Here is a 24,392-nt window from a genome sequence, read left to right on the forward strand (position 1 = left end):
ATTCGCCTTAAGGTTGAGTAACGACCCTCGGGTCGTGCCAAACCATCGAGGGGATGCGGCGGGATGGCCCAATACGCCAACATCAAGTGGTTCGAGGTCAGGCGGAAGGCCATCAGGCCGTCACGCCCGCGCTATGACCCGGTGGACGACGACCTGAACGGACGGGTCCTGCCCTTCGGCTGGTGGCTGCTGCCCGTCCTTCTTCTCTCGCTCGCCGCCTGGGGCGGGATCTTCTGGCTGATCTTCGGCTAGGGCGCCGTCAGGCCGGTGTCTGCTGATGCGACATCAGCCGCCAGCCGCCCTCTTCGCGCACATAGGTCGAGGCGCAAAGCATGGTCTGGATCGGCGCCCCTTCGCGTTCAGCCTCGGCCTTGTAGGCAAGGACCGCGACGTTCCCGCGAAGATTGATCCGCCTCTCGGACATCAGCACCGACCGCCAGCGCGGGGCGCGCGCGACGCTGTCGGCGATCCCGTCGCCCTGAAGGATACCCGCCGGATAGGGAAAGACCATCACCGCGCCGTCGGCCATTGTGCTGCGAAAGGTCTCTGCCCCGCCAAGCCAGAAGCTTTCCTCAAGCTGCCAGAGGTCTGTCTGATCGGTCATGCCGTACCGTCCTTTCCGTGCTGGGCCAGCGACCGCCCCGCCTCCTAACGCGACTTGAAGAGCGATCCGAGGATGCCGCGCACCAGCGCCTGGCCGGATTTGGTGCCAAGCTGCCGGGCAAGGCTTTTGCCGAACGTCGTGGCAAGGCTGTCGGACCGCGACGTCCGGCGCGCGGTGGACCGGCCCACCGTCTTGCCGTCATAGCGCCGCGCCTGTTTCAGCTCCCGCAACTCCGCCTTCATCTTCTCTTCCTCGGCCTCCGCCTCGGCGGCGGCCTTGGCGGCGGTCTCGGCGCGCACCTGAAGGCGTTCATAGGCGGAATCGCGATCCACGGCCGTATCGTATTTCGCCCCCAGCCCGGTCGCGGCCAGTGCCGCCTTGCGCTGATCGGGGGTGATCGGGCCAAGCTGGCTGGCGGGCGGACGGACAAGCGTGCGTTCGACGATCCCCGGCACACCCTTGGCCTGAAGAAGCGATGTCACCGCCTCGCCCGTGCCGACCTCCTTGATCGCGGTTTCGGTGTCGAAGCGCGGGTTGGGGCGATAGTTCTGTGCCGCCCGCGCCAGATCGCGCTGGTCCTTGGCGGTGAAGGCGCGCAGCGCGTGCTGGACCCGGTTGCCAAGCTGGCCAAGGATGTCGTCCGGCACGTCGGCAGGGTTCTGGGTGATGAAATAGACGCCCACGCCCTTGGACCGGATCAGACGCGCGACCTGTTCCACCTTGTCGGTCAGCGCCTTGGGCGCGTCCTCGAACAGAAGATGCGCCTCGTCGAAGAAGAAGACGAATTTCGGTTTGTCGGGATCGCCGACCTCCGGCAGTTCCTCGAAGAGTTCCGACAGGAGCCAGAGCAGGAAAGTCGCGTAAAGCCGGGGTGAGGCCATCAGCTTGTCGGCGGCAAGGATGTTGACCTGCCCGCGCCCGTCCGCACCCACCCGCATCATGTCGGCCAGATCCAGCGCCGGTTCGCCGAAAAGCTTCGTCCCGCCCTGATTTTCCAGCACCAGCAACTGCCGCTGGATCGCGCCGACGGTGGCCGGGGAGACATTGCCATAGCGCAAGCCGATCTCGGCCGCGTTCTGGCCGATCCAGACCAGCATCGCCTGAAGATCCTTGAGGTCGAGAAGCGGCAGGCCTTCCTCATCCGACAGGCGGAAGGCGATGTTCAGCACACCTTCCTGCGCCTCGCTCAGGTCCATCAGGCGCGACAAGAGAAGCGGCCCCATTTCCGCGACGGTCGCACGAATCGGATGGCCCTGTTCGCCGAAGAGGTCCCAGAAGGCGACCGGGAAGGCCTGATAGGCCAGATCATAGCCGATGGTCGCGCAGCGCTTCATGAAGGCGTCGTGCAGCTTGCCTTCGGGCGAACCGGCAACCGCGAGCCCGGCAAGGTCGCCCTTCACGTCCGACAGGAAGACCGGAACCCCGGCGGCCGACAGCCCTTCGGCGAGGATCTGCAAGGTAACCGTCTTGCCGGTGCCGGTCGCGCCCGCGATAAGCCCGTGGCGATTTCCATATTTCAACAGAAGTTCCTGAGGCGTGGCATACCCTTCGCCCCCGCCCCCCACGAAAATCCCGTTCTCCGTCAGCACCGTACACCCCTCAATTCGCGGCCGTCGTTCGGGGCCACAATACAATCTTAATCTTCCGGCGCCAGTCTTCTTCCCATCCGCAGGGGCCTTGGCCCAGGCGGGCTTTCTTCCTCCCTGTCTGACTGGCCGCGCCCCCTTGGCGCGGCTTTTTTTCCTGAAAAATCAAATTTCTGGGCCTTGAAATTTTTCCGGTTGACGCATGGGGAGGAGTTGAATAGCGTTCGCGGCAATGACTAAGTCGGCCTGTCCGACAGGGAGCGTACGAATATGAAAGGGCCTCTGCGGAGGCCCTTTCGTTTTGGGCCGGGTGCCGCCGGGAAGCGGCCTGTCGCCGCCCCCACCGGAACGTGACGGTTTGCCCGCTGACAGCGCCCCGGCGCCGTGCTAAGGCCACGCAGCACCACCGAATTACCAGAACGGAAAGATATCATGGCTGCAATTTCCAAGACCCTGACGCTCTTGCTCTCGCTGGCCGCGGCGCTGCCCGCCGCCGCGCAGGACACCGCCGCGCCCGCCGATCAGGCCCCCGCGGCCGATGCCGCGCCCGCGGCCGATGCGGCAGCCCCCGCCGATGCCCAGGCCGCGCCCGACGGGATCGGCCAGCCCTATACGGCCGAAACCTTCGACGACTGGGAACTGCGCTGCGTGCGCACCGCCGACGGCGCCGATCCCTGCCAGATCTATCAGCTTCTGCGCGACAAGAACGGCAACCCGGTCTCTGAAATCTCGATGATCTCGCTGCAAAATGGCGGCAAGGTCTCGGTCGGGGCCAATGTCATCACGCCGCTTGAGACGCTTTTGACCGAACAGCTTGCCTTCGCGGTCGATGACGGCAAGCCGCAGGCCTATCCGTTCAGCTTCTGCACCCCCGTCGGCTGCTACGCCCGTCTCGGCTTTACCGAGGAGGAGGTCGGCAAGATGAAGAAGGGCAACAAGGCTGCGGTGACCATCGTTCCGGTCGGCAATCCGAACGCCAAGGTGACGCTGGATGTGTCGCTGAAGGGCTTCACCGCCGCGCTTGAGGCGCAGAAGAAGGCGGAAGAGGCGCTGGCGACCAAGACCGGCGGCGCGGCAGAGGCCCCGGCGCAGTAAACGCCCGCCGCTTTGAACGAACGCAACGCCGCCCCGCGACCCGCCGGGCGGCGTTTTGCGTTACGCCCCCGCGCGGGCGGCAGATCGGCAAGTCGTCGCGGCAGATCCGACCGGGCGTGAAGGAAATCAATGATGATCACCTGCCCGGCCTCCTCGATGAAGATCACGAAATGCGCGCCCGCCCGCGCAAAGCGCAGATCCTCGGGCAGGTTCGGGTCGATCAGCCTCCGGCAATCCTGTGACGGGGCCTCGCCCCTGGCGATGGCGCGGCAAACGGCAATCAGGTCCTCCTCATAGGCCGCCGCCTGACGCGGCCCGAAGCTTTCGACCGTCCAGCGGGCGATGTCGATCAACGCGGCTTGTGCCGCCCGTGTCAGACGCCAGGGTTTCGGCATCGCGTCCCCGGATCAGAGGTCTTCGCGGGCGGCAGCGAAGGCACGGCGCACGGCATCCTCTCCGCTTCCCTCCACCAGATCGCCCAGCCGGGCCTGTTCCAGCCCGGCGATCAACCGCCTGCGCAGGTCGCCGCTTTCGGCCTCCTCACGCTCCAGAAGGCGCAACCCCGCGCGCAGCGCCTCAGAAGCATTCTGATAGCGCCCGGACGCGACCAGCCGGTCGACGAGGTCGGATTGCGTGTCGGTCAGAACGACGTTTCGGGTGACCATGCGAACCTCCTGCCAAGATATTGGCAATATATGCCAATACCACCGTCCTGTCGATTGGTCGCATCGGGGTAAGGGTTTTATACCACCGGGAACGGCGCAACTACCGGGCGCGCGCTTACGCCCGCCGCAAGGCCAGCACCGCGTTCAGGCCCCCGAAGGCGAAGGCGTTCGACAGCACCGCCGTCACACGCGCGTCGCGCGCCGCGTTCGGGACCACGTCCAGCGCGCATTCCGGGTCCGGCTCCTCGTACCCCACGGTCGGGGCGATGATCCCGTCGCGCAGCGCCATGATGCAGGCCAGAAGCTCCACCGCGCCGGTGCCGCCGATCACATGGCCGTGCATCGACTTGGTGGAGGAAATCATCAGCCGGTCGGCATGGGCGCCGAAGGCATGGGCCACGGCGGCGCATTCGGTCTTGTCATTGGCCGCCGTCCCGGTGCCATGGGCGTTGACATAGCCGACCTCTTCCGGCGCCAGCCGCGCATCCTCAAGCGCCCCGGCGATGGCGCGCTGCGCGCCCGCCTGGCTGGGCATGACGATGTCGGCCGCGTCCGAGGTCATGGAAAACCCCGCGACCTCGGCCAGTATCTCGGCCCCCCGCGCCCGGGCGTGGTCCCAGTCCTCGAAGACGAAGACGCCCGCCCCCTCGCCCTGCACCATGCCGTTGCGGTTGGCGCTGAAGGGGCGGCAGGCGTCCTTGGACATGACGCGCAGGCCTTCCCACGCCTTGATGCCGCCGAAACAGAGCATCGCCTCTGCCCCCCCGGTGATCATCGCCCGCGCGGCGCCGGACCGCACCATCTGGAAGGCCAGCCCCATCGCGTGGTTCGACGACGCGCAGGCCGTCGCCACGGTGAAGGACGGCCCGCGCAGCGCATATTCCATGCTGACATGGCTGGCGGCGGCGTTGTTCATCAGCTTCGGCACCACGAAGGGGTGAACGCGGTTCTTCCCCTCCTCGTAAACCGTGCGGTAATTCTCGTCCCAGGTCGTGACCCCGCCCCCGGCGGTGCCAAGGACGACGCCGCAATCGAGGCCCATCTTGCCGCGAAAATCCAGCCCAGACTGGTCCACCGCCTGTTTCGCGGCCAGCATGGTGAACTGCGTGAAGCGGTCGTAAAGCGCGATTTCCTGACGGTTGAACTGGCGTTCCGCGTCCCATCCGCGCACCTGCCCGCCGATGCGGATCGACAGCCGTTCGACATCGCGGAATTCCAGCGGGCCGATGCCACAGCGCCCCTCGCGCATCGCGGCAAGGGTGGAGGGGACGTCATGGCCAAGCGCGTTGATCGTCCCCGCGCCGGTAATGGCCACGCGCCTCATGCGGCGGACTTCTGGGCGACCAGCTTTTCGACCTCGGCGATGATCGAGCCGACCGAGGAGATGTCGAACGCGCCCTCGTCGGGGTCATTGGCGTTGAAGGGGACCGAGATGTCGAACGCCTCTTCGAACGCGAAGATCGATTCCACCCGGCCAAGGCTGTCGATGCCCAGATCGTCCAGCGTCATCTCGGGGCTGACCTGATCGGGGTCCAGCACCGCCTGTTCGGCGATGATCGCGATGACCCGGTCGCGGATGTCAGTTTTTGCCGCCATCTTCTGTGTTCTCCTTGTTGCCGGGGTCTTGCATCAGGGACGTAACAGCTTCACGAAGCTCGGCCACCTGCGCGTAAAGACGGCCCAGCCGGCGGATGTTTTTCTGCGCATCGACATGGGTGTCCATCTTCATCGCCGGATAGCCCAGAAGGACGCGGCCCGCCGGGGCGTTGGTCATGATCTTGGTCGCGCCGCCCGCGATCACGTCATCGCCGACGAAAAGGTTATCCCCCACGCCGCACTGGCCGCCCAGCACCACCCGGTCGCCGATGCGCGAGGACCCGGCGATGCCGACCTGACCGCAAAGCAGCGTGTCACGCCCCACCGTGACGTTATGGGCGATATGGACGAGGTTATCGAGCTTGGTGCCGGACCCGATCTTCGTCGCCCGGATGGTGCCGCGGTCGATGGTGCAATTGGCGCCGATCTCCACATCGTCGCCGATCTCCACCGTGCCGAGCGAATGGATACGCAACCAGCTTTGCTGGCGGATCTCGCTCCGTTCGCCAAGGGTCTGGCGGATCTCCTCCACCCCCGATTTCTCGGGCGTGACGAAGGAATAGCCGTCCGCGCCGATCACCGCGCCGGGCTGGCAGATCAGGCGGTCGCCGATCCGCACCCGCGCGCCGATCCGGGCGCCGGAATGGATCAGCGCCCCGGCCCCGATCTCTGCCCCCTCGGCGATGGTCGCATGGGACACGATACGGGCCTTGGGGCCGATCCGCACGCCCTCGCCGATCACCACGAAGGGGCCGATGGCCGCGCCGGGGCCGATCACGGCCGAGGCGTCGATGACCGCGCTGGGGTGGATGCCCGGCGCGATCTTCGGGCCGGGATCGAGGGTCCGGGTCAGGCCCGACATGGCCAGACGCGGCCGCGCGACGAAGATCGCGGCGCGCAGGCCAAGGGCGGCCCGATCCGCCCCGTCCCAGAGGATCGCGGCCTGCGCCGCGCCCTGGGTCAGCCCGTCGGCATAGGCCGGGTTCATGGCAAGGGCGAGGTCCTCCGGCCCGGCCATCGCAGGCTCGGCCGCGCGGGTGACGCGGAACTCAACATCCCCCTCGGCGCGGGCATCCAGCGCGCGGGCGATCTCGGCAATCGAATAGGACATGTCGGCACCGGAAGCAGGCCGGGATCAGGTCCCGGCCCCCCGGATTTAGCCGCGAACCTCGGGCAATTCCACCCCGGCCGCCTGAAGCGCGTTGAAAATGCGCCCGTCGCGGCCATAGACGTCGCGGCGATAGTCGATGCGCCCCTTCGCGGTCGGCCAGGCGGTGAAATAGACCAGATGCACCGGCACCGGTGTTTTCAGCATCAGGGTATTCTCCGCCCCGGTCCGCAGATGCGCCTTGAACTCCCCCACCGGGTCGTTGCTTTGCGGCGCCAGAAGCGCATAGGCAAAGTCGAAGGGATCGCCCAGACGGATGCAGCCATGGCTATAGGCGCGCACCTCTTTCGAGAAGAGCGATTTCGACGGCGTGTCATGCAGGTAGATGTTCCACTTGTTCGGGAACATGAACTTCACCAGCCCCAGCGCATTGCTGTTCGAGGGCGGCTGCGACATCGAGAAGGGGAAATTGCGCGCGGTATACTGGCTGAAATCGGCGGTGGAACGGTCCACCACACGGCCGCGCCGGTCGACGATCTTGAGATGCCGCGCCGCATTGGGATTGCGCTGAAGCATCGGCAGGTATTCCTTGACCGTGATGGAGCGCGGGACATTCCAGGTCGGGTTGATGACCATGAATTCCATCTGGTCGGAGAATTCCGGGCTGCGGCGGTCGGGATTGTCCATGCCGACGACGGTCACGGTTTCGAACGTGACCTTGCCGTGATCGACGATCTTGGCGGTGAAATCGGGCAGGTTCACCCAGATATGACGCTCGCCCAGCTCAACCCCGTTCATCCAGCGCAACCGCTCAAGCGCGACGAGAACGGATTTCAGACGCTCCTCGGGGCCAAGGTTCATCAGCGCGATGGTCCCCTTGCCCGCGACGCCGTCGGGGGTGACGCCATTGTCGATCTGGAACTGCTGCACCGCCTTCTGGATCGCGCCGTCATAGGCCTGCGTCGCGGTGCGCGGCAGATAGCCCATGCGGATCAGGTGATCGCGCAGCGCAACGACACGCGGGCCGCTGTCGCCGGGCTGCAACTTCTCGGCATTGATGCGCGCGCCCCATCCGCCCTGGGCCACCGCGAGTTCGAGATCGCGCTTGGCCTTCATCAGTTGCGCATATTCGGGGGCCTTGGGCGCCAGACCGGCGATGTAGCGCCCCGGCTGCGCGGACGCGGCAAACCCGGCCAGAACGGCGGCGCCGTCGGGCTGGATCACCTCGCGCACGATGCCGCTATCGGCCTTGGACGGCACGATGGCGCCGACCTGAAGGTCATGCGTATAGGCCAGGAAGGCGGCGGCGACCGCCGCCTCAAGCCGCCCGCGCTGGCGTTCGGAATCCACCGAAGCGAACTGATCGCGCAGCGCGCCGCTGTCATAGCGCGCGGCCGGAAGGCCATGATCGCCCGCATGGTCAAGCGCCGCGAACAGCGCCGCGCGCCGCCCCGCATCCTCGGCCGAGGTCCAAAGCGGCGCATAATCGCGCGCGCCGTAAAAGGCCGAAAGGACCGGATCGCCTGCCACCGCCTCGGCCACCGCCTGACGGAAGGCCAGCGTCTCGACTGCCACGGCGGCCTGAACGCTGGCGAAAAACGCAAGCGCGAGGGCGGCGAAAGTCCGGGAAGCGGCCGCGAGGCGGCGGGGGCGCGAAATCATCATGGGCAATCCAGCAGCAGCAAGCAGTATTGAAAAAAAGGATCGCCGCAACGGTTCGCAGAGTCCATGCCCGGCGCCCGGTTCCGCACCGCCCCGACCCCCACTGTCACCATTGCGCAACGCTGCCCGCAAAACCGCAGCACAAGGGCAACACAGGCGGCCTTTGGGCGAGTTTTTGCCGACCGGCCTTGAATTCTCGATCCGTGGACAATTCCCCGGTTGGCGGCAGAATCATCTTGTGCCATAAGACCGTTGCACTTGGGGAAAATGGTCACGAGCCGCATCAAGCGGCCTAAACGGGACAGGCGTCAGCGCCATGGTTGAACACGCTCAATCCGGTCTTACCCGCCGCGGTTTGCTCGGTATCTTTGCCGCCACGGCGGTCGTCGCGGCACCCTCGATGTCCAACGCTTTCGGGATCTTGCGTGGCGCGGGCGATGTCCGCCGCATCCGCATGTATTCCGGCCGCACGGGGGAATCGATCGACACGATCTACTGGCTGGAAGGCAAGTACATCCCCGAGGCGCTGAACGAGATCACCTATTTCATGCGCGACTGGCGCCAGGACGAAAAGAAGGACATCGACCCGCGCACGATCGACATCGCCGCCGCCGCGCACCGTCTTCTCGACGTCAACGAACCCTATATGCTGCTGTCGGGCTACCGCACCGCAAAGACCAACGCGATGCTGCGGTCGTCCTCGCGCGGCGTGGCGCGCAATTCGCTCCACATGAAGGCGCAAGCAGCCGATCTGCGGATGCGCTCGCGCTCCGTGCCGCAAATCTACCGGGCCGCGACGGCCTGTGAGGCCGGCGGCGTCGGCAAATATTCCCGGTCCAACTTCGTCCACATGGACTGCGGCCCGATCCGCACCTGGGGTCGGTAAACGTTCAGGCAGGTCTGTAACGACCAGGGAGGCGTCGGGGTTCCGGCGCCTCTTTCATTTTTTGCCCCCCGCCAGAAAGGAAGGACCGGCCCCTTATGGCATTTCGGGTTTACGCTGACTCAGAATTTGAACTTGTTTCGTTCGAATTCAGATACTTGCTTTCTCAACGCAACCCGAAACGCTTCAGGACCGGCCCTGCCCCCTCCCCGGCGTTCTTCCCCGTGAGTGACGGCTTATTCCGCCGCTTGTGACGACAAGACACCCCGCGCGATCTGGTCGGCCTCGATCGATTCGAAGAGCGCCTTGAAGTTGCCCTCCCCGAAACCGTCATCGCCCTTGCGCTGGATGAATTCGAAGAAGATCGGCCCGACCATGGTTTTCGAGAAGATCTGAAGCAGGATCTTCGTCTCGCCGCCATCGACGACGCCTTCGCCGTCGATCAGGATGCCATGCTTCTTCAGCCGTTCGACCGGCTCCTCATGGCCCTGCACGCGGGTCTGGCTCTGGTCGTAATAGGCCGCGGGCGGCGCGGGCATGAAGCGGATGCCATTGGCGGCAATGGCGTCGGTGGCGCCATAGATATCCTCGGTCCCGACCGCGATATGCTGGATCCCCTCCCCCTTGTAGCGCTTGAGGTATTCGACGATCTGCCCCGTCTCGCCCCGGTCCTCGTTGATCGGGATACGGATGCGGCCGCAGGGCGAGGTCAGCGCGCGGCTGGTCAACCCGGTATACTTGCCGGAAATGTCGAAAAAGCGAATCTCGCGGAAGTTGAACAGGTCACCGTAAAAGCGGAACCAGACATCCATGTTGCCCTTGTGGACATTGTGGGTGAGGTGGTCGAGGTAGTAAAAGCCCACCCCCGCCGGATGGGCATCCGCCAGCCAGTCGAATTCGGCGTTATAGGGCGAGCTGTCCCAGTACTGGTCGATGAAATAGATCAGGCTGCCGCCGATGCCGACGATGGCAGGCACATCCATGGTCTTGCCCGTGCCGGTATAGGGCGTGGCGCCCTTGGCGACGGCGTGGTCAAAGGCGTGACGGGCATCGACCACCCGCCAAGCCATCGACGGCGCGCAAGGCCCGTGCTCCGCGACAAAGGCGCGGGCATGGCTGCCGGGGTCGTCGTTCAGCACATAGGTGATGTCGCCCTGCTGCCAAAGCTCGATCGCCTTCGCCTTGTGGCGGGCGACGCGGGCAAAGCCCATCTCGGCGAAAATCTCGCGCAGCTTCTCCGGCTCGGGATGGGCGAATTCGACGAATTCGAACCCGTCGGTCCCGGCGGGGTTCCTGTCGCTGATCGTTGCGCGCGGGGCGTCATGCGGGAAGGGTCCCATCGAAAGCTCTCCTGCCATCCTGTTTCAATTGAAATTATATCGCTTGCGACGCGCAATTGCTTTGCATAGTAATGGGCGAAATGGCAGAATTGCGCATCCTTGGTGAGAGCAAGATCAAAATGACGCACGAAATCCGCATAGATGACTTTGATTGCGCAATTCTTGCGGCGCTGCAAAAGGACGGCGCGATGACCAATGCCGCGCTGGCGGAGCGGGTCAATCTTTCCGCCTCGCAAATCTCCCGCCGCCGCAGCGCGCTGGAAGAGGCCGGCGTGATCGAGGGCTATTCGGCACGTCTTGGCGCCGCGAAACTGGGCTATGGCCTGCGCGCCGTGATCCGCGTCAACCTGCGCAGCCACGGGCCGGGCAAGGATGAGGACTTCGCCCGCTTCGTCGCCAGCCATCCGCAAATCCGCTCCGCCTTCTCGGTATCGGGCGATGCCGATTACATTCTCGATGTCCGCATGACCGACCTCGACGCCTTCGCCGATTTCGTCCACAGCGCGCTTCTGCCCCATCCGCAGGTGTCGCAGGTCCGCTCCGAGATCGTGCTGAAGACGCTGAAGGACGACCGCGGCCTGCCGCTGGGCTAGCCCCGCGCGCCCCGCTTGAAGAAAGGTAAGACATGATAACGCTTTACGATTACTGGCGCTCTTCCTCCTCCTACCGGGTGCGCATCGCGCTGTCGCTGACCGGGCTGCATTGGAACCGCGTCGCGGTGGACCTCGCCAAGGGCGAACAGGCGACCGAGGCGCATCTGCACCGCAACCCGCAGGCCCTTGTCCCGGTGCTGGAAATCGACGGCGCGCGGCTGACCCAGTCGCTGGCCATCATCGACTATCTCGACGAAACGCGGGACCTTGGCCTTTGGCCGGACAACCCGCTGTGCCGGGCGCGGGTCAAGGCGATGACCCATGCCATCGCGATGGAGATCCAGCCCGTCTGTAACCTGCGCGTGGCGCGCTACGCGGCGGCGCAGTCGCAGGGCGCCATCACCGAGGAAAGCTGGATGCGGGCCTTCATCGCCCCCGGCCTTGCCGCCCTTGAGGCGATGGTGGACGATGGCGATTACTGCTATCGCCACATGGTCACGGTCGCCGACATCTGCCTTGTGCCGCAGCTATACAACGCCCGCCGCTGGGGCGTGGACCTGACAGCCTTCCCCCGCCTTACCCGCATCGCCGCCAACCTCGAAACCCTGCCCGCCTTCGCCGCCGCCCACCCTGATCGGTTCAAGGGGTAAGTACGGCCGCGCGGCCAGACGCCGATTGGGGCCGCTGTGCTATCGGGAAGGGGGTTCTGGCGCACCCGAGAGGATTCGAACCTCTGGCCTCTGCCTTCGGAGGGCAGATTCGTACCGCAGATTCTCTGAAAATTCGGCAAATACCCCTCTTTCGTTCGCGTAATCGCGAACGTTCTGATGCGCATTTCAGGGGCGCGCCCCAGATATTGCCGCCCATCCGCTGCGAGGTGGCGTGATGGCTGACCGCCTCCATGCAGGAAACGGCTGCACCTGTGATTGGTGCGCCCCGACGCCCGAGGGGAAGGCCGAGGCGGCCCGCATCGGCGCCGCCATAGATGAGCGAAACGTGCTGTTCGACAAATGGCTACTTCTAGATCCGGATAAACGCCCGGCCTTCCATGTCTGGGCTGACGCAAAGCGATCCGAAAGACGAGCCAGAGGTATTCGGGAGGGCGCCCAATGAAGATCGCCGCCTGCATCCTCATCATCTCCGCTACGACAGGCGATTGCGTGAAGGAACGCGACGGTCGCTGCAAGTGCGTGTCGCCGAACGAGATCGCGGCGCTTGAGAAGGAGCCCGACATATGGGACCGGCTCAAGGCCGCCGTGGCGGCAGAAAAGGCCGGCCGGAAATGATCTACGCCATCATCATCGCCGCCGTGATCTTCACGGTTGCCGCGTGGATCTACGCCATCATCTTCATAGCGGCCTGCGCCTACTGGTTCCCCCGCCGGATGCTGGAAGGCCGCGACTTGGTGTCCGCCGGCGCCCTCACATCGGCCGCAATCGCACTGACCTATCTGGTGATCCGCCTATGTCTGACCGTCACACCTGCCTGATGCCGGGCTGCCGCCGCACTCGTGCGCCAGCCGGTTTCTCTGAATGGATTTGCGCGCGGCACTGGTCGGCCGTCCCGAAGCAGAACCTCGCGCCCTACGGCAAAGAGGGGCTGCCGATCATGCGCGGCTTCGTGAAACTCAAGGAAGCCTGCGCCTATTTCGGCTTCGACATGACCGATGCGCACGACGCCATGGCGGATGCGCAGGCTGCGCGCCAGATCCTCGCGCGCCTCATCGCGGATGGGCGGATGCCGGAAGCCAAGGTCCACTACGCCAAGAACCGGCCCATGCCGGCCGATGCGCCGATCACGGCCGTCGATGGCGCGGAGGCGGCGGAATGACGCGGGAACGCTTCCTGAACGCCGCCAAGATCCTCCTGAACATCGACAAAGATGAACTTGAGGCGGCAGGCGTTCTCACGCCAGGCGCGGTCGGCGGAAGCGATTGGACGCGCTTCAACGATGAGCCTCTGATCTTCCTCGTGAAACTGCCGGATGACCGCTATGCGCGCCTCTGGCAGATGATCGAGGCGCGCCAGCCGAAGCAAAAGAAGCCTGGCTCATCGTTTCACGCAGCGCTCACCGTAGAACGCCTGATCCGCATCAAGGACCACCTTTCAAACCAGAAAGAGCGCGACGCGATCAACGAAGCGGTGGCCGCAATCTACAAACTTGAGGAGGTCTCTGCATGAAACCGCGCACCGAGAAGGGCGAGAAGATCGGCGGAGGGTTCTTCGTCCATCGCCGCGGCAAGAAGTCCCGCCGCATCAGGGCTGCCGCATTCCCGTTCGAACACGGCACGTTGATGGCGGCCATATCCGAATGCGAGCGTCTGGCGAAGGCCAATCCGGGCGAAACCTATGTCGTCGTCGGACAGTGCTACGAGGCGCTTGTCGAGCGTGAGGCTGTCGAGGAAACGGTGGTGGAGTCGGCCTGATGCGTGACCTGTTCGGCAACGAGATCACGGAAGAGGAGGCGCGTCGCCGTCTCAAACGCCGTGACCCTGAGCCGAACGGGTACGCATGGAAACCGGGAACTGGACCGGAAGGCGAGAAGTGCAAAGGCTGTGAGTATTTCGTGAGACGCCACATGTCGAAGACATACTTCAAGTGCCGACTGGCGCGGGAGAATTGGACCAAAACCAGACGCACCGACATCAAGGCCAACGCCCCGGCCTGCAAGTTCTGGAAGGCGATTTCCGATGACGAGCGCTAGGCTATGGACAATCGACCAGACTGCCGCGCACCTTGGGGTGCCGGTCAAGGCGCTTGAGCGCGCCGCGATCGACGGCGGTTTCATTGTCCAGATCGGGAGCGCGAAGCGCATCAACCCCGATGAGATCGAGGAGCTGATCGAAACATGCCGCGTCCGTCAAAAGGTGCCAGGGTCTACGAGCGGAAAAGGAAAGACCGAGAGCCGGTCTGGGTCATCCGTGACGGAGCCTTCGAAAAGCAGACCGGCGCGCGAAACCGCGTCGAAGCTGAAACAGCGCTCGCACAGTACATCAACGGAAGAGGGCTGCCCGGTAGTGCCTCTGCGCCGGAGGACATGAGGGTGGGATTGGCGCTATCCATCTATGGCGAGGAACACGCAATCCATTGCGCCGATCCGGCCCGCATCGGCTTCGCCATCGACGCGCTGGACCCGTTCTGGGGCGATCTGCGCGTGTCTGACGTCAAGGGGGCAACATGCCGTCGATACATGAAGTGGCGCGCCCGGTCTGATGGGACCATGCGCCGCGAACTTGGCGTGTTGCAGGCATCGCTCAACTACTGCGAGCGGGAAGGGCATCTGACCTCGGCACCGACAGTCACGTTGCCAGAAAAACCGGCCGCCAAGGAGCGCTGGCTGACGCGGACCGAGGTCTACTGGATGCTGCGCGCATCTCGTCGGCTGCGCATCGACGGCAAGCACCTTCGCAAGTTCATCATCGCCGGCCGCTATACCGGAACACGCAAAACCGCGCTCCTTAACCTGTCGATCGACATGCCGTCTGTATCTCATGGCTGGGTCGATACCGAGAGCGGCATCATGTACCGGATCGGCAGCGCTGCAAGGCGGTCGAAGAAGAAGCAGCCGACGGCACGGCTGCCGCGCCCGTTCCTATCTTACATTCGCCGATGGAAGGCGGCCGGGTGTCGGTGGGTCATCGAGACCAACGAGGGCAATCGCGTCGCCAACGTCAGAAATGGGTGGGCCAACTGCGTTAAGATCGCCGAGGAGATGGCGGCAGCCGCAGCCGAGAAGGCCAGAGATCCCGCGCTTGCCATCGACCTGACCGGCGTAACGCCGCACGTCATGCGCCACACGGCAATCACCTGGGCGATGCAGAGCGGCGCAGACCATTGGGACGTCTCGGGCTTCTTTGGCGTCAGCCTGAAGACGCTCGAAGAGGTTTACGGACACCACCACCCAGACCACCAAGGATCTGCGGTGCGCGCGATGGAACGGAGGTCCAGGTGATTCACCCACAGGTTTTCGGGGCGCGCCCCAGAAACTCAAAGCACGCTAATTTTTTCGACCAAAAATGATGAGGTGAAACAGATGGTTATGGCGCACCCGAGAGGATTCGAACCTCTGGCCTCTGCCTTCGGAGGGCAGCGCTCTATCCAGCTGAGCTACGGGTGCGTGCGCGCATCCCCATAGCAGCAGCCCCCCGGCTTCGCAAGGCGGTTTGCGCGGGAGGGAACCCGTTGCCCGTTTCGGCCGTTAGGAAGGGCAGGACGAAACCCGATCCCGCTGCGGATTTCTGACGCGGAGTGCATTGCCTTGTCGATTGCGGGCCTCATCACCCTGATCCTGACGGCGATCATCGCCCTGGCGACGGGCATCGCGCGCCTGCCGCTGGCCCATGGGTTTGCGCGCTATTTCGACTTTCCGCGGGTGCAGCTTCTGGTCCTCGCGCTCCCCGCCGCCCTTGGTCTTGTCACCTCCGGCCTGCCCGCCCCCTGGCGCTGGGGCGCGGGGATCGTGCTGGCCCTCGCGGTTGCCGATCAACTGGCCCATGTGCTGCGCTTCACGCCGCTTTGGCGCAAGCAATCGCTGGCCGCGCCGGACCCCGGCGACCCCGGTGCGCGGATCAGCGTGATGACCTGCAACGTCAAGATGTCGAACCGCGATTACGGGCGGCTGGCCCGGCTGGCGGCGCGGGTGAAGCCGGATATCCTGATCCTGATGGAGGTCGATGCGGGCTGGCTTGCCGGGCTGACGGAGCTGCGGCGCGCCTTCGACCACCATATCGACCATCCGCTGGGCAACAGCTATGGCATGGCGCTTTGGTCGCGGCTGCCGCTTTCATCGGTCACGGTGCGCGACCTGCTCGTCCCCGACGTGCCGTCGATCCGCACGACGGTAGAACTGCGCGACGGGCGTAAGATCGCGCTTTTCGCGCTGCATCCCGAACCGCCGGTCCCCTTCCACCCGACCGAGGGGCGCGATGCCGAGATCGGGATGGTCGGCGTCGAGACCACGAAAACCGACCTGCCCGCCATCGTCGCGGGCGACCTCAACGATGTCGCGTGGAGCCGCACGACACGACGGTTTCAACGCCTCTCCGGCCTTCTCGATCCGCGCGTCGGGCGGGGGTTTTACAGCAGCTTCGACGCGCGGTTCGTCTTCCTGCGCTGGCCGCTGGACCACCTTTTTCACGACGCGCGGTTCCGGGTCGTCGATCTGCAACGGCTGGACACTGTCGGGTCGGACCATTTCCCGATGTATTTCGCGCTGGAGCTGAACGGCAAGCCCGCGCAGGGCGAAAAGATCGGGGACGCGACCGCCGACGACCACGCCGAACTGCGCCGGATGCGTGACCGCGAGGCGGCGCGCGACCGCCGCCCCGTCGGGGAGGATTGGGAATGACCGCCCCGGTTCAGCCTTTCGCCCGCAGTTCCGGGTGCAGCCGCCCCGGCTCCTCCGTCTCAAGATAGGCTTCCTGCTCTGGCGTCAGGTCGACCCGGTCAAAGCCCGTCAGCATCGGGCGGACATGGGCGCGGAACCCATGCCCGATCGTCAGCAGGTAGACATGGATGACGACAAAGGCCGCGACCGCGAAACCGGCGAGGATATGCAGGTTGGCCACCAGCCACAGCCATTGGTCGCCGCTGTCCAGATGCGACCAGAGCCCGTGCAGCAGATAGGCCAGCCCGGTGATCCAGATGGCCGGCAAAAGCACCATCTTCAGCGCGAAATAGGCGAAGGCCTGAAGCGGGTTCAGCCGTCGGCCAAGGCGCTTGTGATAGGGATGTTCCTGCCCCCGGAAAACACCCCAGGCATAGTAGCGCGCCACCTCGACGAACCCGTCGAGCGAGGGGATGAACTGCCGCCAGGCCCCCGTCGTCATCAGCCAGAAGACGACAAAGGCCCAAAGCACCAGCAGCGCCAGCGCGACGACGGTGTGGACCATGACCGCAAGCCCGAAGGGCAGCACGGAATGCAGCCCCATGATCCGCGCGCCGGTAAAGAGCAGGATCGCGATCGAGGCGACCTGGCTCCAGTGCCAGAGACGGTTGAAGCGCGAATAAACCTTGACCAGACGCTCAGTCATGATCCCCTCCCCGGCCCGTCACCAGACGCAGACCGCCATGCACCGCGACGCCAAGCGCCACCAGCGCGAACAGCGCCATCCCAAGCTTGCCGCCCAGCGTCAGCTTGGCGCCCGGCATATAGACGCCCGCCAGCGCCGTCAGCCGTCCGTCGCGCGCATGGCAGGCATCGCATTTCAGCGCGTCCTCCCCCGGCGCGACCATATGGGTGATGGGCCAGTACATGTAGGTATCGACGAAGCCATAGCTTCCCGAATAGGGCTTGCCCGCATAGCGCATCCCGGCCTCGATGGATTTCGACCAGTCGAAATTGGTCCAGAAGGCGGTGTCGGTCTCTGGCCCGTAGACCTGATTATAGACCAGCGTCAGGTTTTCGGTGTCATAGGCCTGCCGCCCGACCATCCGCTTGAAGGGCCAGATCCGGCTGGTGCCGTCGTCGGGGCTGCCGGACAGGCGGTTGACCTCGACCACCTGCTCCGGGTCGATGACCTCATCCGACAGGGTGTATTCGACCTGCCCGTCGAACCAGGCGTAATGCGGCACGACATTCTCGCCCCATTCGAAATTGCCCTTGGTGGACAGGTAGGTGTGAAGCGCCTTGCCGTCGGACTGGGTAAAGGCCGCTTCGTGATAGGGCTTGCCATCCTTCAGTTTCCCGGCCGTGGACCAGTCCCAGACCGTCTTGGTCGCCACTCCGCCGCGCGCGAATTCGGGGATATGACAGGTCTGGCAGGCCACCCGGTCGGTATGGTCGTTCAGCTTCATCCCGATCAGGCTGGCGCCGTGCGGGCTGTCGCTGTGGCAGCTTTCGCAACTGGCCACGTCGCGGCGCATTCCCGGCAGGCCGGTGCCGCCAAGGTCATGCGCGTTCACCGCATAGCGCGACCCCGCGACCTTGTGTTCGCTGCTCAGGTGGCAGGTCTCGCAGGTGAAGTTCAGCCCGTCGCTGGCCATGTGGACATCGACATCGCGCGTCGCCGCGATCAGGGCCGAGCTCAGGTCGCCATGTTTCACATTGTCGCCGCCGCCGCCGTTGAAATGGCACTGGCCGCAGTTTTCCCGTTGCGGCACCCCGACCGACATCGCCGCCTTGGACAGATCGACCGGCGTCGCCAGCGCCCCGGTGATGGTCTTGGCCCCCTCCGGCACGGGCGAGAGCGGCGGGTTGCCCGCCTGATTGTCAAGCTTGGAATAAAGCGCCGTATCGGCATGGCAGACAAGGCAATCGACCCGCGTCGGATCGGCGGGGGCCGAGACGCGGGTGTCGGTCCAGCCATAGCCGGTATGGCAGGAGGTGCAGCGCGTCTCATTGCTGGCGGTATTGCCGCAAAAGGCGTTGATGACGTTCTTCTTGCCCAGCGACTGCCCCGTCGCGGGATGGGTATAGTCCCAGTTCCAGTGCAGCGTGTGCATGACCTGATCGGACGCCTCGGTATGGCATTTCAGGCAGGCCCTGGTAACCTCGGGACCCGAAGCGAAATCCTGTTTGAGGATCTCGAACTTGGTATGATCGGCGGTACTGCCCTTGCCCGGCACGGCCGGTGGGTCAGCGCCCACCTCCTGCGCCAGCGTGGGCGTGGCCAGGAAGATCGCAACCGAAAAGAGCGCGCAAAAATATGCCCGTGACACCAATTCCTCCCCTGCGGCCTTCGGGGGCCGCCTCACTATTTTGCGCGTTTAAAATTCAGCTTATTGAATGATTCTAATTCCACCAACAGCGGCCGGTGGGGCATCTTGTCGCGGGAAACGGGCGCCTTATCTCAGGCAAACAGCTCGTGGCAGAGCTCCAGCGCCTCGACCAGCGCGTCGACCTCACCCGTGGTGTTGTAAAGCCCGAACGAGGCGCGGCAGGTCGCCGTCACGCCCAGATGTTCCAGAAGCGGCATGGCGCAATGGGTGCCGGCGCGCACCGCGATGCCCTTCTGGTCCAGCACGGTCGAGATGTCATGCGCATGGGCCGGCCCGTCAAGCGTGAAGGAAAAGATCGCCCCCTTGCCCGGCGCGTCACCCTGCACGTTCAGCCAGTTGAGGCCGCGAAAGCGCTCGCGCGCATAGTCGCGCAGGGCGGCCTCATGCGCCGCGACATTCTCCATCCCCAGCGCCATCAGGTAGTCCAGCGCCACGCCCATGCCGATCTGCTGGACGATGCCCGGTGTTCCGGCCTCGAACTTCATCGGCGGGTCGTTATAGGTGACCGCGTCGCGGGTCACGTCACGGATCATGTCGCCGCCGCCAAGGAAGGGGCGCATTTCCTTCATCCGGTCCTTCGCAATCCAGATCGCGCCGGACCCGGACGGGCCGTAAAGCTTGTGGCCCGTGATGGCGTAGAAATCGCAGCCGATGTCCGGCACCGAGACCGGCCGGTGAACCGCGCCTTGCGAGCCATCGACCAGAACCGGCACGCCCCTTTCCCTCGCGCCCCGGCAGATGGCGGCCACATCCACGAGCGTCCCGGTGACGTTCGACATCTGCGTGACGGCGACGAGCCTTGTCCTTGGCCCGATGGCGTCGATCACCTTCTGCGGGTCCAGCGACCCGTCCGCCTCAGGCTCTACCCATTTCAGGACCACCCCCTGCCGTTCGCGCAGGAAATGCCAGGGGACGATATTGGCGTGATGTTCAAGCACCGACAGAACGATTTCATCCCCCGCCTCCATCCGGGGCGCGGCCCAGGCGTAGGAGACAAGGTTGATCCCCTCGGTCGTGCCGGTGGTAAACACGATCTCATCCGGGTCGGGCGCGCCCAGAAAGCGCGCGACGATGGCGCGGACGCCTTCGTATTTCTCCGTCGCCACCGTCGAAAGGTAGTGCAACCCCCGGTGGACGTTGGAATATTCCTCTTCATAGGCCTTCGTCATGGCGTCGATGACCACGCGCGGCTTCTGCGCCGAGGCGCCGTTGTCAAGGTAGACCAGCGGGCGGTTGTTGACGCGGCGGCCCAGGATCGGGAAATCGGCGCGGATCTTTTGAACGTCGTACATGTCAGGGTCCGGTCGGCTGCGGCACCAGCCCGAGGATACCGGCCACGATCGCCACAAGGACGACCACGGCGACAAACCCCGCGACAAGCGCCAGAAGGACGCGGCCAAGTGCTGCGATACCGTGCAGCGCCGCTGTGAAGTGAACCATCAACCACAGGAAAAGCACCAGCGAGGCCATGGAGATCAGCGCCGACAAGGGCGGCAGGATCACCAGCGCCACGAGCTGAAGCGCCTGCGCGATGGCCATGACCAGCTCAAGCCAGGACACCAGCAGCAGCGCATCGGCAAACCGCCCCTGCCCGCCCTGCACCCGGCCCGCCACGGTCACCACGACCGACAGCAGCAGGATGGAGACGACTTGCACCGGCAGGCCGAACCAGGGATCGGCCAGGGCGGTGAAGATCGACGGCTCCGTCTCGGGCGAGATCAGGACCGCCAGCATCAGCCCGATCATCGACAGGATCGCGGCCAGCAGGGCGGCCATCCAGCGCACCGACATCGGCACATCCTGCGCGATCAGCCAGCGGGCCGTGGCCTGCGGGTCGCGCAGCGTCTGGATCAGGATCGTGGCCGCTGGCCCTGCCATCAGGCGACCTTTCCGAATTCCGCGATCTTCAGGCCGGTCGCCCAGAACATCAGAAAGACGGCAAAGACCGCCACCCCGGTCAGCGTCAGCGCCGTCCCCGGCCCGACAAAGGCCGAGACAAGGCCCTGAAGCAGCATCAGCGGCGTGATCGCCAGCAACGCCCAGAACAGCACCACGCGGGCCTCGAAATAGCTGCCCCGCCCGCCAAAGGCGCGCAGGACCAGATGCGACAGCGCCGCGAGGCCGTAGAAAAGCGGGATCGCGGCAAGGACGGCAAGGAAGGCCGCCATCATCCGCTGCGCCATCGGCACCTCCGGTTGCAGGAAGGCCGCGCGCGACATGCCCGGCCATTGCGCGATATGGATCACGATCACCGCCGCCAGCAGATAGGCCAGCGCGCGCGCCTCATGCCGCTCGCCCGCCAGAACCTCGCGCATCACCCGGCCGGGCGCGCGGTAGGTGGCGATGATCTGATCGGTGACCGCCATCAGTGCTTCCTGCGCGCCAGCCAGCCTTCGATCCGGGCCACGATGTCTTCGGCCAGCCCCTCATCCTCGATCTCGGCGATGGCATCGGCGACGAAGGAGAGGACCAGCAGCGCTGTCGCATCCTCTTTCGGCACCCCGCGCGAGCGCAGGTAGAAAAGCGCCGTTTCGTCAATCGCCCCGGTGGTGGACCCGTGGGAGCATTGGACATCGTCGGCATAGATCTCAAGCTCGGGCTTGGCGAGGAACTGGCTGTCCTCATCCAGAAGCAGGGACTGGCTGATCTGATAGCCATCGGTCTTCTGCGCGCCGGGCCGGACCAGAATCTTGCCCTGGAAGATGCCTTGCCCGCCGTTCTTCAGAACCTTCTTGAAGACCTGACGGCTTTCGCAGCCGACGGCGCCATGGTCGATAAAGATCGTGTCGTCGTGATGGTAAGGCCCGTCCGCCCCATCCCCCAGCGCGACCCCGGCGATATGGGCCACCGCCCCGTCGCCCGCGATGCGCAACACCGCCTCATTCCGGGTCATCCTGCCATTCGCGGTCAGTGTGAAGGATTTCAGCATCGCGCCTTCGGCGATCCGCGCGAAAAGATGGGTGATCATCTGCCGTTCCAGCGCACGGCCCTGCGGGCGCAGGTGATGCAGCCGCGCGCCTTCGGCCAGATCGACCTCTGTCACGACGTTCGACCGCGCGCCGGGCGTTCCGGTCTCAAGCACGGTCAGGTCCGCGCCGGGTTCAAGCCGGATGACATGGTGCAACACCACATCGGCCGTTTCCGAGCTTTGGCGGTAGGAGATATGCAGCGGCTTTTCCGCCTTTCCGGTGACGCGCAGCAGCACGCCATCGGTCGCGGCGGCGGTGTTCAGCGCCGCGAAGGGGCGTTCGACGGGCGTGTGACCCTCCCCCTCAAGCGCACCGTAAAGCGCCTTGGCCCAGTGGATGTCGGCGCGGTCGGCCTCGGCCAGGCGCGCGATCTCAACCCCCGCCAGCGCCGGATCGTCCGAGGCTTCGGCATCGAAGACGCCATCGACGAAGACCAGACGCACCTTGTCGCGGCCCTCGAAGATCGGCCTGTCGACGCGGAAGGCCGCGCCGCCCTGCGGCCGGGGCGCGTTGAAGGCCGATGGATCGGTCCAGCGCCAGTATTCGTCGCGCCGCGTCGGCAGCCCCATTTCGGCCAGCCGCGCCAGCGCCGCCGCGCGGGCGGGTGCGGTGAACCCGCCCTTCGGCGCGTCAAGCGCCGCGATCCGCGCTTCGGTCGCCTCGACCCGCGCGGCCATGTTCCGTTTCGGCGCCGCCATCAGGCCGTCTCCCCCAGAATATCGGAATAGCCTTCCTTTTCGACCTCAAGCGCAAGCTCCGGCCCGCCGGTCTTCACGATACGGCCAGCGGCCATGATGTGAACGACATCGGGCTGGATATGGTCCAGAAGCCGCTGGTAGTGGGTGATGACCAGAAAGGCGCGGCCAGCGTCGCGCAGCGCGTTCACGCCATCCGCCACCAGCTTCATCGCATCGACGTCAAGGCCGGAATCCGTCTCGTCCAGGATGCACATCGTCGGCTCAAGCACCGCCATTTGCAGGATTTCGTTGCGCTTCTTCTCACCGCCCGAAAAGCCCATGTTGACGGGCCGTTTAAGCATGTCGGCGTCGATCTTCAGCGTCTTGGCCTTTTCACGGACGAGTTTCAGGAAATCGCCCGCGCTGATCTCCTCCTCACCACGCGCCTTGCGCTGTGCGTTCAGCGCCGTGCGCAGGAAGGTCATGTTGCCGACACCGGGAATTTCCACCGGATACTGGAAGGCCAGGAACAGACCCGCCGCCGCGCGTTCTTCCGGCTCCATCTCCAGCAGGTCGCGGCCATCAAGCGTCGCGCTGCCGCCGGTGACCTCATAACCGTCGCGCCCGGCCAGCACATAGGACATGGTCGACTTGCCCGACCCGTTCGGCCCCATGATCGCATGGACCTTGCCGGCCTCGACGGTCAGGTCGAGCCCCTTGAGGATCTGCTTGTCCTCGTCTTGCAGACGCACCTGAAGGTTCTTGATTTCAAGCATGGTTTTCCCTCGCAAAATGGATCGGGCGGCCTGCGGGCGCATGGCCCGGGCCGCCGGTCGGTCGGTTGGATGGTGGTGTCAGCCCTGCGGCGTGATGCGGTAGTCCTTGCCCTGTTCGGCCATCTGCGCGGCATAGTCCGCCGAGAAGATGTTCGACCAAAGCTCCGGCGCGTTCGATGCCACGGCCGCCTCGCCGTAATGCATCACGATGCAGCCGATCAGCAGGGCGGCGACGCGCTGCTTGGTGAAGAGGTGCAAAAGCGCCATCATCAGCCCCGCCAGCACGAAGGCAAACAGGATCATGCCGCGCGTCTCCAGATCGTAGAACGCCTTGGGCAGCCCTTCGATATGGGACATCTGGAAGTAGAGAACGCGCCCCAGCAGCACCGAGGACATGCCGCAGATGAAGGCGATCACGACCATCATCTTTTCGGCGAAGGTGCGCTTGGGTTTTTTCGGCTTGTCGCCGAACTTGCGCTTGTAGGCCTTGTGCGTGGCCTTGCCCAACACATCGGCATGTTCGAACTGATGGCCGCTCTGGATCCGCTGCAAGCGCGACTGAAATGCCGATTTCTGATCCAAGGTCGCAATCATGTCCACGTCCCGACTGTCTTTGCTTCGGGATAGGTTTTGCACAAGGTTTAGGGCGGAAATGCGGACGGGATTCGGGGCTTTTCATGACTGCGCAGTCCACATCCTGCCGCAGTTCGCGACGTAGCGTCACAACTCTCGGTTGCGCCATGCTGGCACAACCCATGGCGGCCAAGCCCCGCCCGGACAGCGATATGAAGCCACGCAGCGCCATCGTCAGCCGACCGTCACCGCCGTGCCAGAGGCCGAAACCATGAGCATGTTGTTGATGACCTCGTAATCCAGATCGACGCCGACGATGGCATTTGCGCCCAGCATCGCCGCCCGCTCCTCCATCTCGCGCAGCGCCGTCTCCCGCGCCCGGCCCAGCTCCTGCTCATAGGCGGCGGAGCGGCCCCCGACGATGTCGCGGACCGAGGCGAAGAGATCGCGAAAGATATTCGCGCCAAGGATCGCCTCGCCGGTCACGATGCCGTGGTAGCGGGCGATCTTCTGACCCTCGACGGAGGGGGTGGTGGTGACGATCATG

Annotated in this window: 30 protein-coding genes, 2 tRNA genes and 1 pseudogene; 13 read left to right on the forward strand and 20 right to left on the reverse strand. The window is 65.0% G+C overall.

Annotation, left to right across the window (positions count from 1 at the left end):
- Positions 1-63: 63 nt before the first annotated feature.
- Complete coding sequence (locus LX70_RS02810) at positions 64-252, forward strand: hypothetical protein (protein WP_105513004.1); 189 nt, start codon at positions 64-66, stop codon at positions 250-252.
- 7 nt (positions 253-259) lie between these two features.
- On the opposite strand, the gene LX70_RS02815 is transcribed toward LX70_RS02810, so the two are convergent.
- Both LX70_RS02815 and LX70_RS02820 read right to left on the reverse strand, forming a co-directional pair.
- The gene (locus LX70_RS02815) at positions 260-604 is read right to left on the reverse strand and encodes a nuclear transport factor 2 family protein (protein ID WP_105513005.1); all 345 of its coding nucleotides are present in this window, start codon (positions 602-604) and stop codon (positions 260-262) included.
- Positions 605-648: 44 nt separating this feature from the next.
- Positions 649-2,193, reverse strand: a complete 1,545-nt coding sequence (locus LX70_RS02820; protein WP_245884904.1) for a helicase HerA-like domain-containing protein — start codon at positions 2,191-2,193, stop codon at positions 649-651.
- A 429-nt stretch (positions 2,194-2,622) separates the two neighbouring features.
- Here LX70_RS02820 and LX70_RS02825 point away from each other — a divergent pair, with 429 nt between their 5' ends.
- The gene (locus tag LX70_RS02825) at positions 2,623-3,285 is read left to right on the forward strand and encodes an invasion associated locus B family protein (protein WP_105513006.1); all 663 of its coding nucleotides are present in this window, start codon (positions 2,623-2,625) and stop codon (positions 3,283-3,285) included.
- 116 nt (positions 3,286-3,401) lie between these two features.
- Here LX70_RS02825 and LX70_RS02830 read toward each other — a convergent pair.
- From LX70_RS02830 to LX70_RS02855, 6 genes and pseudogenes are all read right to left on the reverse strand, one after another.
- A pseudogene (locus tag LX70_RS02830) lies at positions 3,402-3,680 on the reverse strand (type II toxin-antitoxin system RelE/ParE family toxin); the annotation flags it as partial.
- 12 nt (positions 3,681-3,692) lie between these two features.
- Positions 3,693-3,950, reverse strand: a complete 258-nt coding sequence (locus LX70_RS02835; RefSeq protein WP_105513007.1) for a type II toxin-antitoxin system ParD family antitoxin — start codon at positions 3,948-3,950, stop codon at positions 3,693-3,695.
- Between the two features lie 115 nt (positions 3,951-4,065).
- Positions 4,066-5,274, reverse strand: a complete 1,209-nt coding sequence (locus tag LX70_RS02840) for a beta-ketoacyl-[acyl-carrier-protein] synthase family protein (protein ID WP_105513008.1) — start codon at positions 5,272-5,274, stop codon at positions 4,066-4,068.
- Complete coding sequence (locus tag LX70_RS02845) at positions 5,271-5,546, reverse strand: acyl carrier protein (RefSeq protein ID WP_105513009.1); 276 nt, start codon at positions 5,544-5,546, stop codon at positions 5,271-5,273. Before LX70_RS02845 ends, LX70_RS02840 begins: the two co-directional genes overlap by 4 nt.
- Positions 5,530-6,657, reverse strand: coding sequence for a UDP-3-O-(3-hydroxymyristoyl)glucosamine N-acyltransferase (locus LX70_RS02850; RefSeq protein WP_105513010.1), 1,128 nt, complete (start codon positions 6,655-6,657; stop codon positions 5,530-5,532). Before LX70_RS02850 ends, LX70_RS02845 begins: the two co-directional genes overlap by 17 nt.
- Before the next feature lie 45 nt (positions 6,658-6,702).
- The gene (locus LX70_RS02855) at positions 6,703-8,319 is read right to left on the reverse strand and encodes a L,D-transpeptidase family protein (RefSeq protein ID WP_105513011.1); all 1,617 of its coding nucleotides are present in this window, start codon (positions 8,317-8,319) and stop codon (positions 6,703-6,705) included.
- Positions 8,320-8,632: 313 nt separating this feature from the next.
- Between LX70_RS02855 and mepK the strand changes: the two genes are divergently transcribed.
- Positions 8,633-9,202 carry a peptidoglycan L,D-endopeptidase MepK gene (gene mepK, locus LX70_RS02860; RefSeq protein WP_105513012.1) on the forward strand — a complete coding sequence of 190 codons (570 nt, stop codon included), beginning with the start codon at positions 8,633-8,635 and terminating at the stop codon, positions 9,200-9,202.
- 233 nt (positions 9,203-9,435) lie between these two features.
- Here mepK and hppD read toward each other — a convergent pair whose 3' ends face one another.
- Positions 9,436-10,539, reverse strand: coding sequence for a 4-hydroxyphenylpyruvate dioxygenase (hppD, locus tag LX70_RS02865; RefSeq protein ID WP_105513013.1), 1,104 nt, complete (start codon positions 10,537-10,539; stop codon positions 9,436-9,438).
- Between the two features lie 119 nt (positions 10,540-10,658).
- Here hppD and LX70_RS02870 point away from each other — a divergent pair, with 119 nt between their 5' ends.
- Entirely contained in the window at positions 10,659-11,132 is a 474-nt protein-coding gene (locus LX70_RS02870; protein ID WP_105513566.1) for an Lrp/AsnC family transcriptional regulator, read from the forward strand.
- Between the two features lie 32 nt (positions 11,133-11,164).
- On the forward strand, positions 11,165-11,782 hold the full coding sequence (gene maiA, locus LX70_RS02875) for a maleylacetoacetate isomerase (protein WP_105513014.1): 618 nt from the start codon (positions 11,165-11,167) through the stop codon (positions 11,780-11,782).
- Positions 11,783-11,839: 57 nt separating this feature from the next.
- On the opposite strand, the gene LX70_RS20625 is transcribed toward maiA, so the two are convergent.
- Positions 11,840-11,926, reverse strand: a tRNA-Arg gene (locus LX70_RS20625).
- A 315-nt stretch (positions 11,927-12,241) separates the two neighbouring features.
- On the opposite strand from LX70_RS20625, the gene LX70_RS20630 reads away from it, so the two are divergent.
- The 7 genes from LX70_RS20630 (at position 12,242) to LX70_RS02900 (ending at position 15,083) form a co-directional block, all read left to right on the forward strand.
- On the forward strand, positions 12,242-12,418 hold the full coding sequence (locus LX70_RS20630; protein WP_170076100.1) for a hypothetical protein: 177 nt from the start codon (positions 12,242-12,244) through the stop codon (positions 12,416-12,418).
- On the forward strand, positions 12,415-12,621 hold the full coding sequence (locus LX70_RS02880) for a hypothetical protein (protein ID WP_105513015.1): 207 nt from the start codon (positions 12,415-12,417) through the stop codon (positions 12,619-12,621). Before LX70_RS20630 ends, LX70_RS02880 begins: the two co-directional genes overlap by 4 nt.
- Before the next feature lie 119 nt (positions 12,622-12,740).
- Positions 12,741-12,962, forward strand: a complete 222-nt coding sequence (locus LX70_RS20845) for a 3'-5' exonuclease family protein (RefSeq protein WP_211301652.1) — start codon at positions 12,741-12,743, stop codon at positions 12,960-12,962.
- Positions 12,959-13,312, forward strand: coding sequence for a hypothetical protein (locus tag LX70_RS02890; protein WP_105513017.1), 354 nt, complete (start codon positions 12,959-12,961; stop codon positions 13,310-13,312). Before LX70_RS20845 ends, LX70_RS02890 begins: the two co-directional genes overlap by 4 nt.
- Positions 13,309-13,557: a hypothetical protein gene (locus LX70_RS02895; RefSeq protein ID WP_211301653.1), complete on the forward strand. Its 249-nt coding sequence runs from the start codon at positions 13,309-13,311 to the stop codon at positions 13,555-13,557. The genes LX70_RS02890 and LX70_RS02895 overlap by 4 nt, the downstream gene beginning before the upstream one ends.
- Positions 13,557-13,835 (forward strand): hypothetical protein, encoded by a 279-nt coding sequence (locus tag LX70_RS20355; RefSeq protein ID WP_146111534.1) that lies wholly within the window; start codon positions 13,557-13,559, stop codon positions 13,833-13,835. The genes LX70_RS02895 and LX70_RS20355 overlap by 1 nt, the downstream gene beginning before the upstream one ends.
- A 144-nt stretch (positions 13,836-13,979) precedes the next feature.
- On the forward strand, positions 13,980-15,083 hold the full coding sequence (locus tag LX70_RS02900) for a tyrosine-type recombinase/integrase (protein WP_105513018.1): 1,104 nt from the start codon (positions 13,980-13,982) through the stop codon (positions 15,081-15,083).
- A gap of 88 nt (positions 15,084-15,171) precedes the next feature.
- Here the strand turns inward: LX70_RS02900 and LX70_RS02905 are convergent.
- Positions 15,172-15,248, reverse strand: a tRNA-Arg gene (locus tag LX70_RS02905).
- A 141-nt stretch (positions 15,249-15,389) separates the two neighbouring features.
- Here LX70_RS02905 and LX70_RS02910 point away from each other — a divergent pair.
- Positions 15,390-16,478 carry an endonuclease/exonuclease/phosphatase family protein gene (locus LX70_RS02910; RefSeq protein WP_105513019.1) on the forward strand — a complete coding sequence of 363 codons (1,089 nt, stop codon included), beginning with the start codon at positions 15,390-15,392 and terminating at the stop codon, positions 16,476-16,478.
- A 10-nt stretch (positions 16,479-16,488) separates the two neighbouring features.
- On the opposite strand, the gene LX70_RS02915 is transcribed toward LX70_RS02910, so the two are convergent.
- The 9 genes from LX70_RS02915 to LX70_RS02955 all read right to left on the reverse strand — a co-directional run bounded on the left by LX70_RS02915 (position 16,489) and on the right by LX70_RS02955 (position 24,391).
- A complete protein-coding gene (locus LX70_RS02915) occupies positions 16,489-17,163 on the reverse strand; it encodes a cytochrome b/b6 domain-containing protein (protein ID WP_105513020.1) in 675 nt (224 codons plus the stop codon).
- Positions 17,156-18,790 (reverse strand): tetrathionate reductase family octaheme c-type cytochrome, encoded by a 1,635-nt coding sequence (locus LX70_RS02920; RefSeq protein ID WP_170076101.1) that lies wholly within the window; start codon positions 18,788-18,790, stop codon positions 17,156-17,158. Before LX70_RS02920 ends, LX70_RS02915 begins: the two co-directional genes overlap by 8 nt.
- 131 nt (positions 18,791-18,921) lie before the next feature.
- On the reverse strand, positions 18,922-20,142 hold the full coding sequence (locus tag LX70_RS02925; RefSeq protein WP_105513022.1) for a cysteine desulfurase: 1,221 nt from the start codon (positions 20,140-20,142) through the stop codon (positions 18,922-18,924).
- A 1-nt stretch (position 20,143) separates the two neighbouring features.
- Positions 20,144-20,728 (reverse strand): YIP1 family protein, encoded by a 585-nt coding sequence (locus tag LX70_RS02930; RefSeq protein ID WP_105513023.1) that lies wholly within the window; start codon positions 20,726-20,728, stop codon positions 20,144-20,146.
- Positions 20,728-21,216 (reverse strand): YIP1 family protein, encoded by a 489-nt coding sequence (locus LX70_RS02935; protein ID WP_105513024.1) that lies wholly within the window; start codon positions 21,214-21,216, stop codon positions 20,728-20,730. Before LX70_RS02935 ends, LX70_RS02930 begins: the two co-directional genes overlap by 1 nt.
- Complete coding sequence (locus tag LX70_RS02940) at positions 21,216-22,517, reverse strand: SufB/SufD family protein (protein WP_170076102.1); 1,302 nt, start codon at positions 22,515-22,517, stop codon at positions 21,216-21,218. Before LX70_RS02940 ends, LX70_RS02935 begins: the two co-directional genes overlap by 1 nt.
- Positions 22,517-23,272, reverse strand: coding sequence for a Fe-S cluster assembly ATPase SufC (gene sufC / locus LX70_RS02945; protein ID WP_105513025.1), 756 nt, complete (start codon positions 23,270-23,272; stop codon positions 22,517-22,519). Before sufC ends, LX70_RS02940 begins: the two co-directional genes overlap by 1 nt.
- Positions 23,273-23,350: 78 nt before the next feature.
- Complete coding sequence (locus LX70_RS02950; RefSeq protein WP_105513026.1) at positions 23,351-23,866, reverse strand: hypothetical protein; 516 nt, start codon at positions 23,864-23,866, stop codon at positions 23,351-23,353.
- A gap of 213 nt (positions 23,867-24,079) precedes the next feature.
- On the reverse strand, positions 24,080-24,391 hold the full coding sequence (locus LX70_RS02955) for a heavy metal-binding domain-containing protein (RefSeq protein WP_105513027.1): 312 nt from the start codon (positions 24,389-24,391) through the stop codon (positions 24,080-24,082).
- Between the last annotated feature and the right edge of the window lies 1 nt (position 24,392).

It is taken from the genome of Albidovulum denitrificans, from assembly GCF_002973535.1.
GTDB classification, from domain to species: Bacteria; Pseudomonadota; Alphaproteobacteria; order Rhodobacterales; family Rhodobacteraceae; genus Albidovulum; species Albidovulum denitrificans.

Excerpts from the sequence above, each read along its gene's own strand:
- LX70_RS02870 (WP_105513566.1), top strand. The coding sequence starts at position 10,659 with ATGACGCACGAAATCCGCATAGATGACTTTGATTGCGCAATTCTTGCG.
- LX70_RS02845 (WP_105513009.1), bottom strand. The coding sequence starts at position 5,546 with ATGGCGGCAAAAACTGACATCCGCGACCGGGTCATCGCGATCATCGCC.
- LX70_RS02825 (WP_105513006.1), top strand. The coding sequence starts at position 2,623 with ATGGCTGCAATTTCCAAGACCCTGACGCTCTTGCTCTCGCTGGCCGCG.
- LX70_RS02895 (WP_211301653.1), top strand. The coding sequence starts at position 13,309 with ATGAAACCGCGCACCGAGAAGGGCGAGAAGATCGGCGGAGGGTTCTTC.
- LX70_RS02930 (WP_105513023.1), bottom strand. The coding sequence starts at position 20,728 with ATGGCAGGGCCAGCGGCCACGATCCTGATCCAGACGCTGCGCGACCCG.
- LX70_RS02810 (WP_105513004.1), top strand. The coding sequence starts at position 64 with ATGGCCCAATACGCCAACATCAAGTGGTTCGAGGTCAGGCGGAAGGCC.
- LX70_RS02950 (WP_105513026.1), bottom strand. The coding sequence starts at position 23,866 with ATGATTGCGACCTTGGATCAGAAATCGGCATTTCAGTCGCGCTTGCAG.
- LX70_RS02855 (WP_105513011.1), bottom strand. The coding sequence starts at position 8,319 with ATGATGATTTCGCGCCCCCGCCGCCTCGCGGCCGCTTCCCGGACTTTC.
- LX70_RS02880 (WP_105513015.1), top strand. The coding sequence starts at position 12,415 with ATGATCTACGCCATCATCATCGCCGCCGTGATCTTCACGGTTGCCGCG.
- hppD (WP_105513013.1), bottom strand. The coding sequence starts at position 10,539 with ATGGGACCCTTCCCGCATGACGCCCCGCGCGCAACGATCAGCGACAGG.
- LX70_RS20630 (WP_170076100.1), top strand. The coding sequence starts at position 12,242 with ATGAAGATCGCCGCCTGCATCCTCATCATCTCCGCTACGACAGGCGAT.
- mepK (WP_105513012.1), top strand. The coding sequence starts at position 8,633 with ATGGTTGAACACGCTCAATCCGGTCTTACCCGCCGCGGTTTGCTCGGT.
- LX70_RS02850 (WP_105513010.1), bottom strand. The coding sequence starts at position 6,657 with ATGTCCTATTCGATTGCCGAGATCGCCCGCGCGCTGGATGCCCGCGCC.
- LX70_RS02940 (WP_170076102.1), bottom strand. The coding sequence starts at position 22,517 with ATGGCGGCGCCGAAACGGAACATGGCCGCGCGGGTCGAGGCGACCGAA.
- maiA (WP_105513014.1), top strand. The coding sequence starts at position 11,165 with ATGATAACGCTTTACGATTACTGGCGCTCTTCCTCCTCCTACCGGGTG.
- LX70_RS02925 (WP_105513022.1), bottom strand. The coding sequence starts at position 20,142 with ATGTACGACGTTCAAAAGATCCGCGCCGATTTCCCGATCCTGGGCCGC.
- LX70_RS02835 (WP_105513007.1), bottom strand. The coding sequence starts at position 3,950 with ATGGTCACCCGAAACGTCGTTCTGACCGACACGCAATCCGACCTCGTC.
- LX70_RS02900 (WP_105513018.1), top strand. The coding sequence starts at position 13,980 with ATGCCGCGTCCGTCAAAAGGTGCCAGGGTCTACGAGCGGAAAAGGAAA.
- LX70_RS20355 (WP_146111534.1), top strand. The coding sequence starts at position 13,557 with ATGCGTGACCTGTTCGGCAACGAGATCACGGAAGAGGAGGCGCGTCGC.
- LX70_RS02815 (WP_105513005.1), bottom strand. The coding sequence starts at position 604 with ATGACCGATCAGACAGACCTCTGGCAGCTTGAGGAAAGCTTCTGGCTT.
- LX70_RS02935 (WP_105513024.1), bottom strand. The coding sequence starts at position 21,216 with ATGGCGGTCACCGATCAGATCATCGCCACCTACCGCGCGCCCGGCCGG.
- LX70_RS02955 (WP_105513027.1), bottom strand. The coding sequence starts at position 24,391 with ATGATCGTCACCACCACCCCCTCCGTCGAGGGTCAGAAGATCGCCCGC.
- sufC (WP_105513025.1), bottom strand. The coding sequence starts at position 23,272 with ATGCTTGAAATCAAGAACCTTCAGGTGCGTCTGCAAGACGAGGACAAG.
- LX70_RS02915 (WP_105513020.1), bottom strand. The coding sequence starts at position 17,163 with ATGACTGAGCGTCTGGTCAAGGTTTATTCGCGCTTCAACCGTCTCTGG.
- LX70_RS20845 (WP_211301652.1), top strand. The coding sequence starts at position 12,741 with ATGCGCGGCTTCGTGAAACTCAAGGAAGCCTGCGCCTATTTCGGCTTC.
- LX70_RS02890 (WP_105513017.1), top strand. The coding sequence starts at position 12,959 with ATGACGCGGGAACGCTTCCTGAACGCCGCCAAGATCCTCCTGAACATC.
- LX70_RS02840 (WP_105513008.1), bottom strand. The coding sequence starts at position 5,274 with ATGAGGCGCGTGGCCATTACCGGCGCGGGGACGATCAACGCGCTTGGC.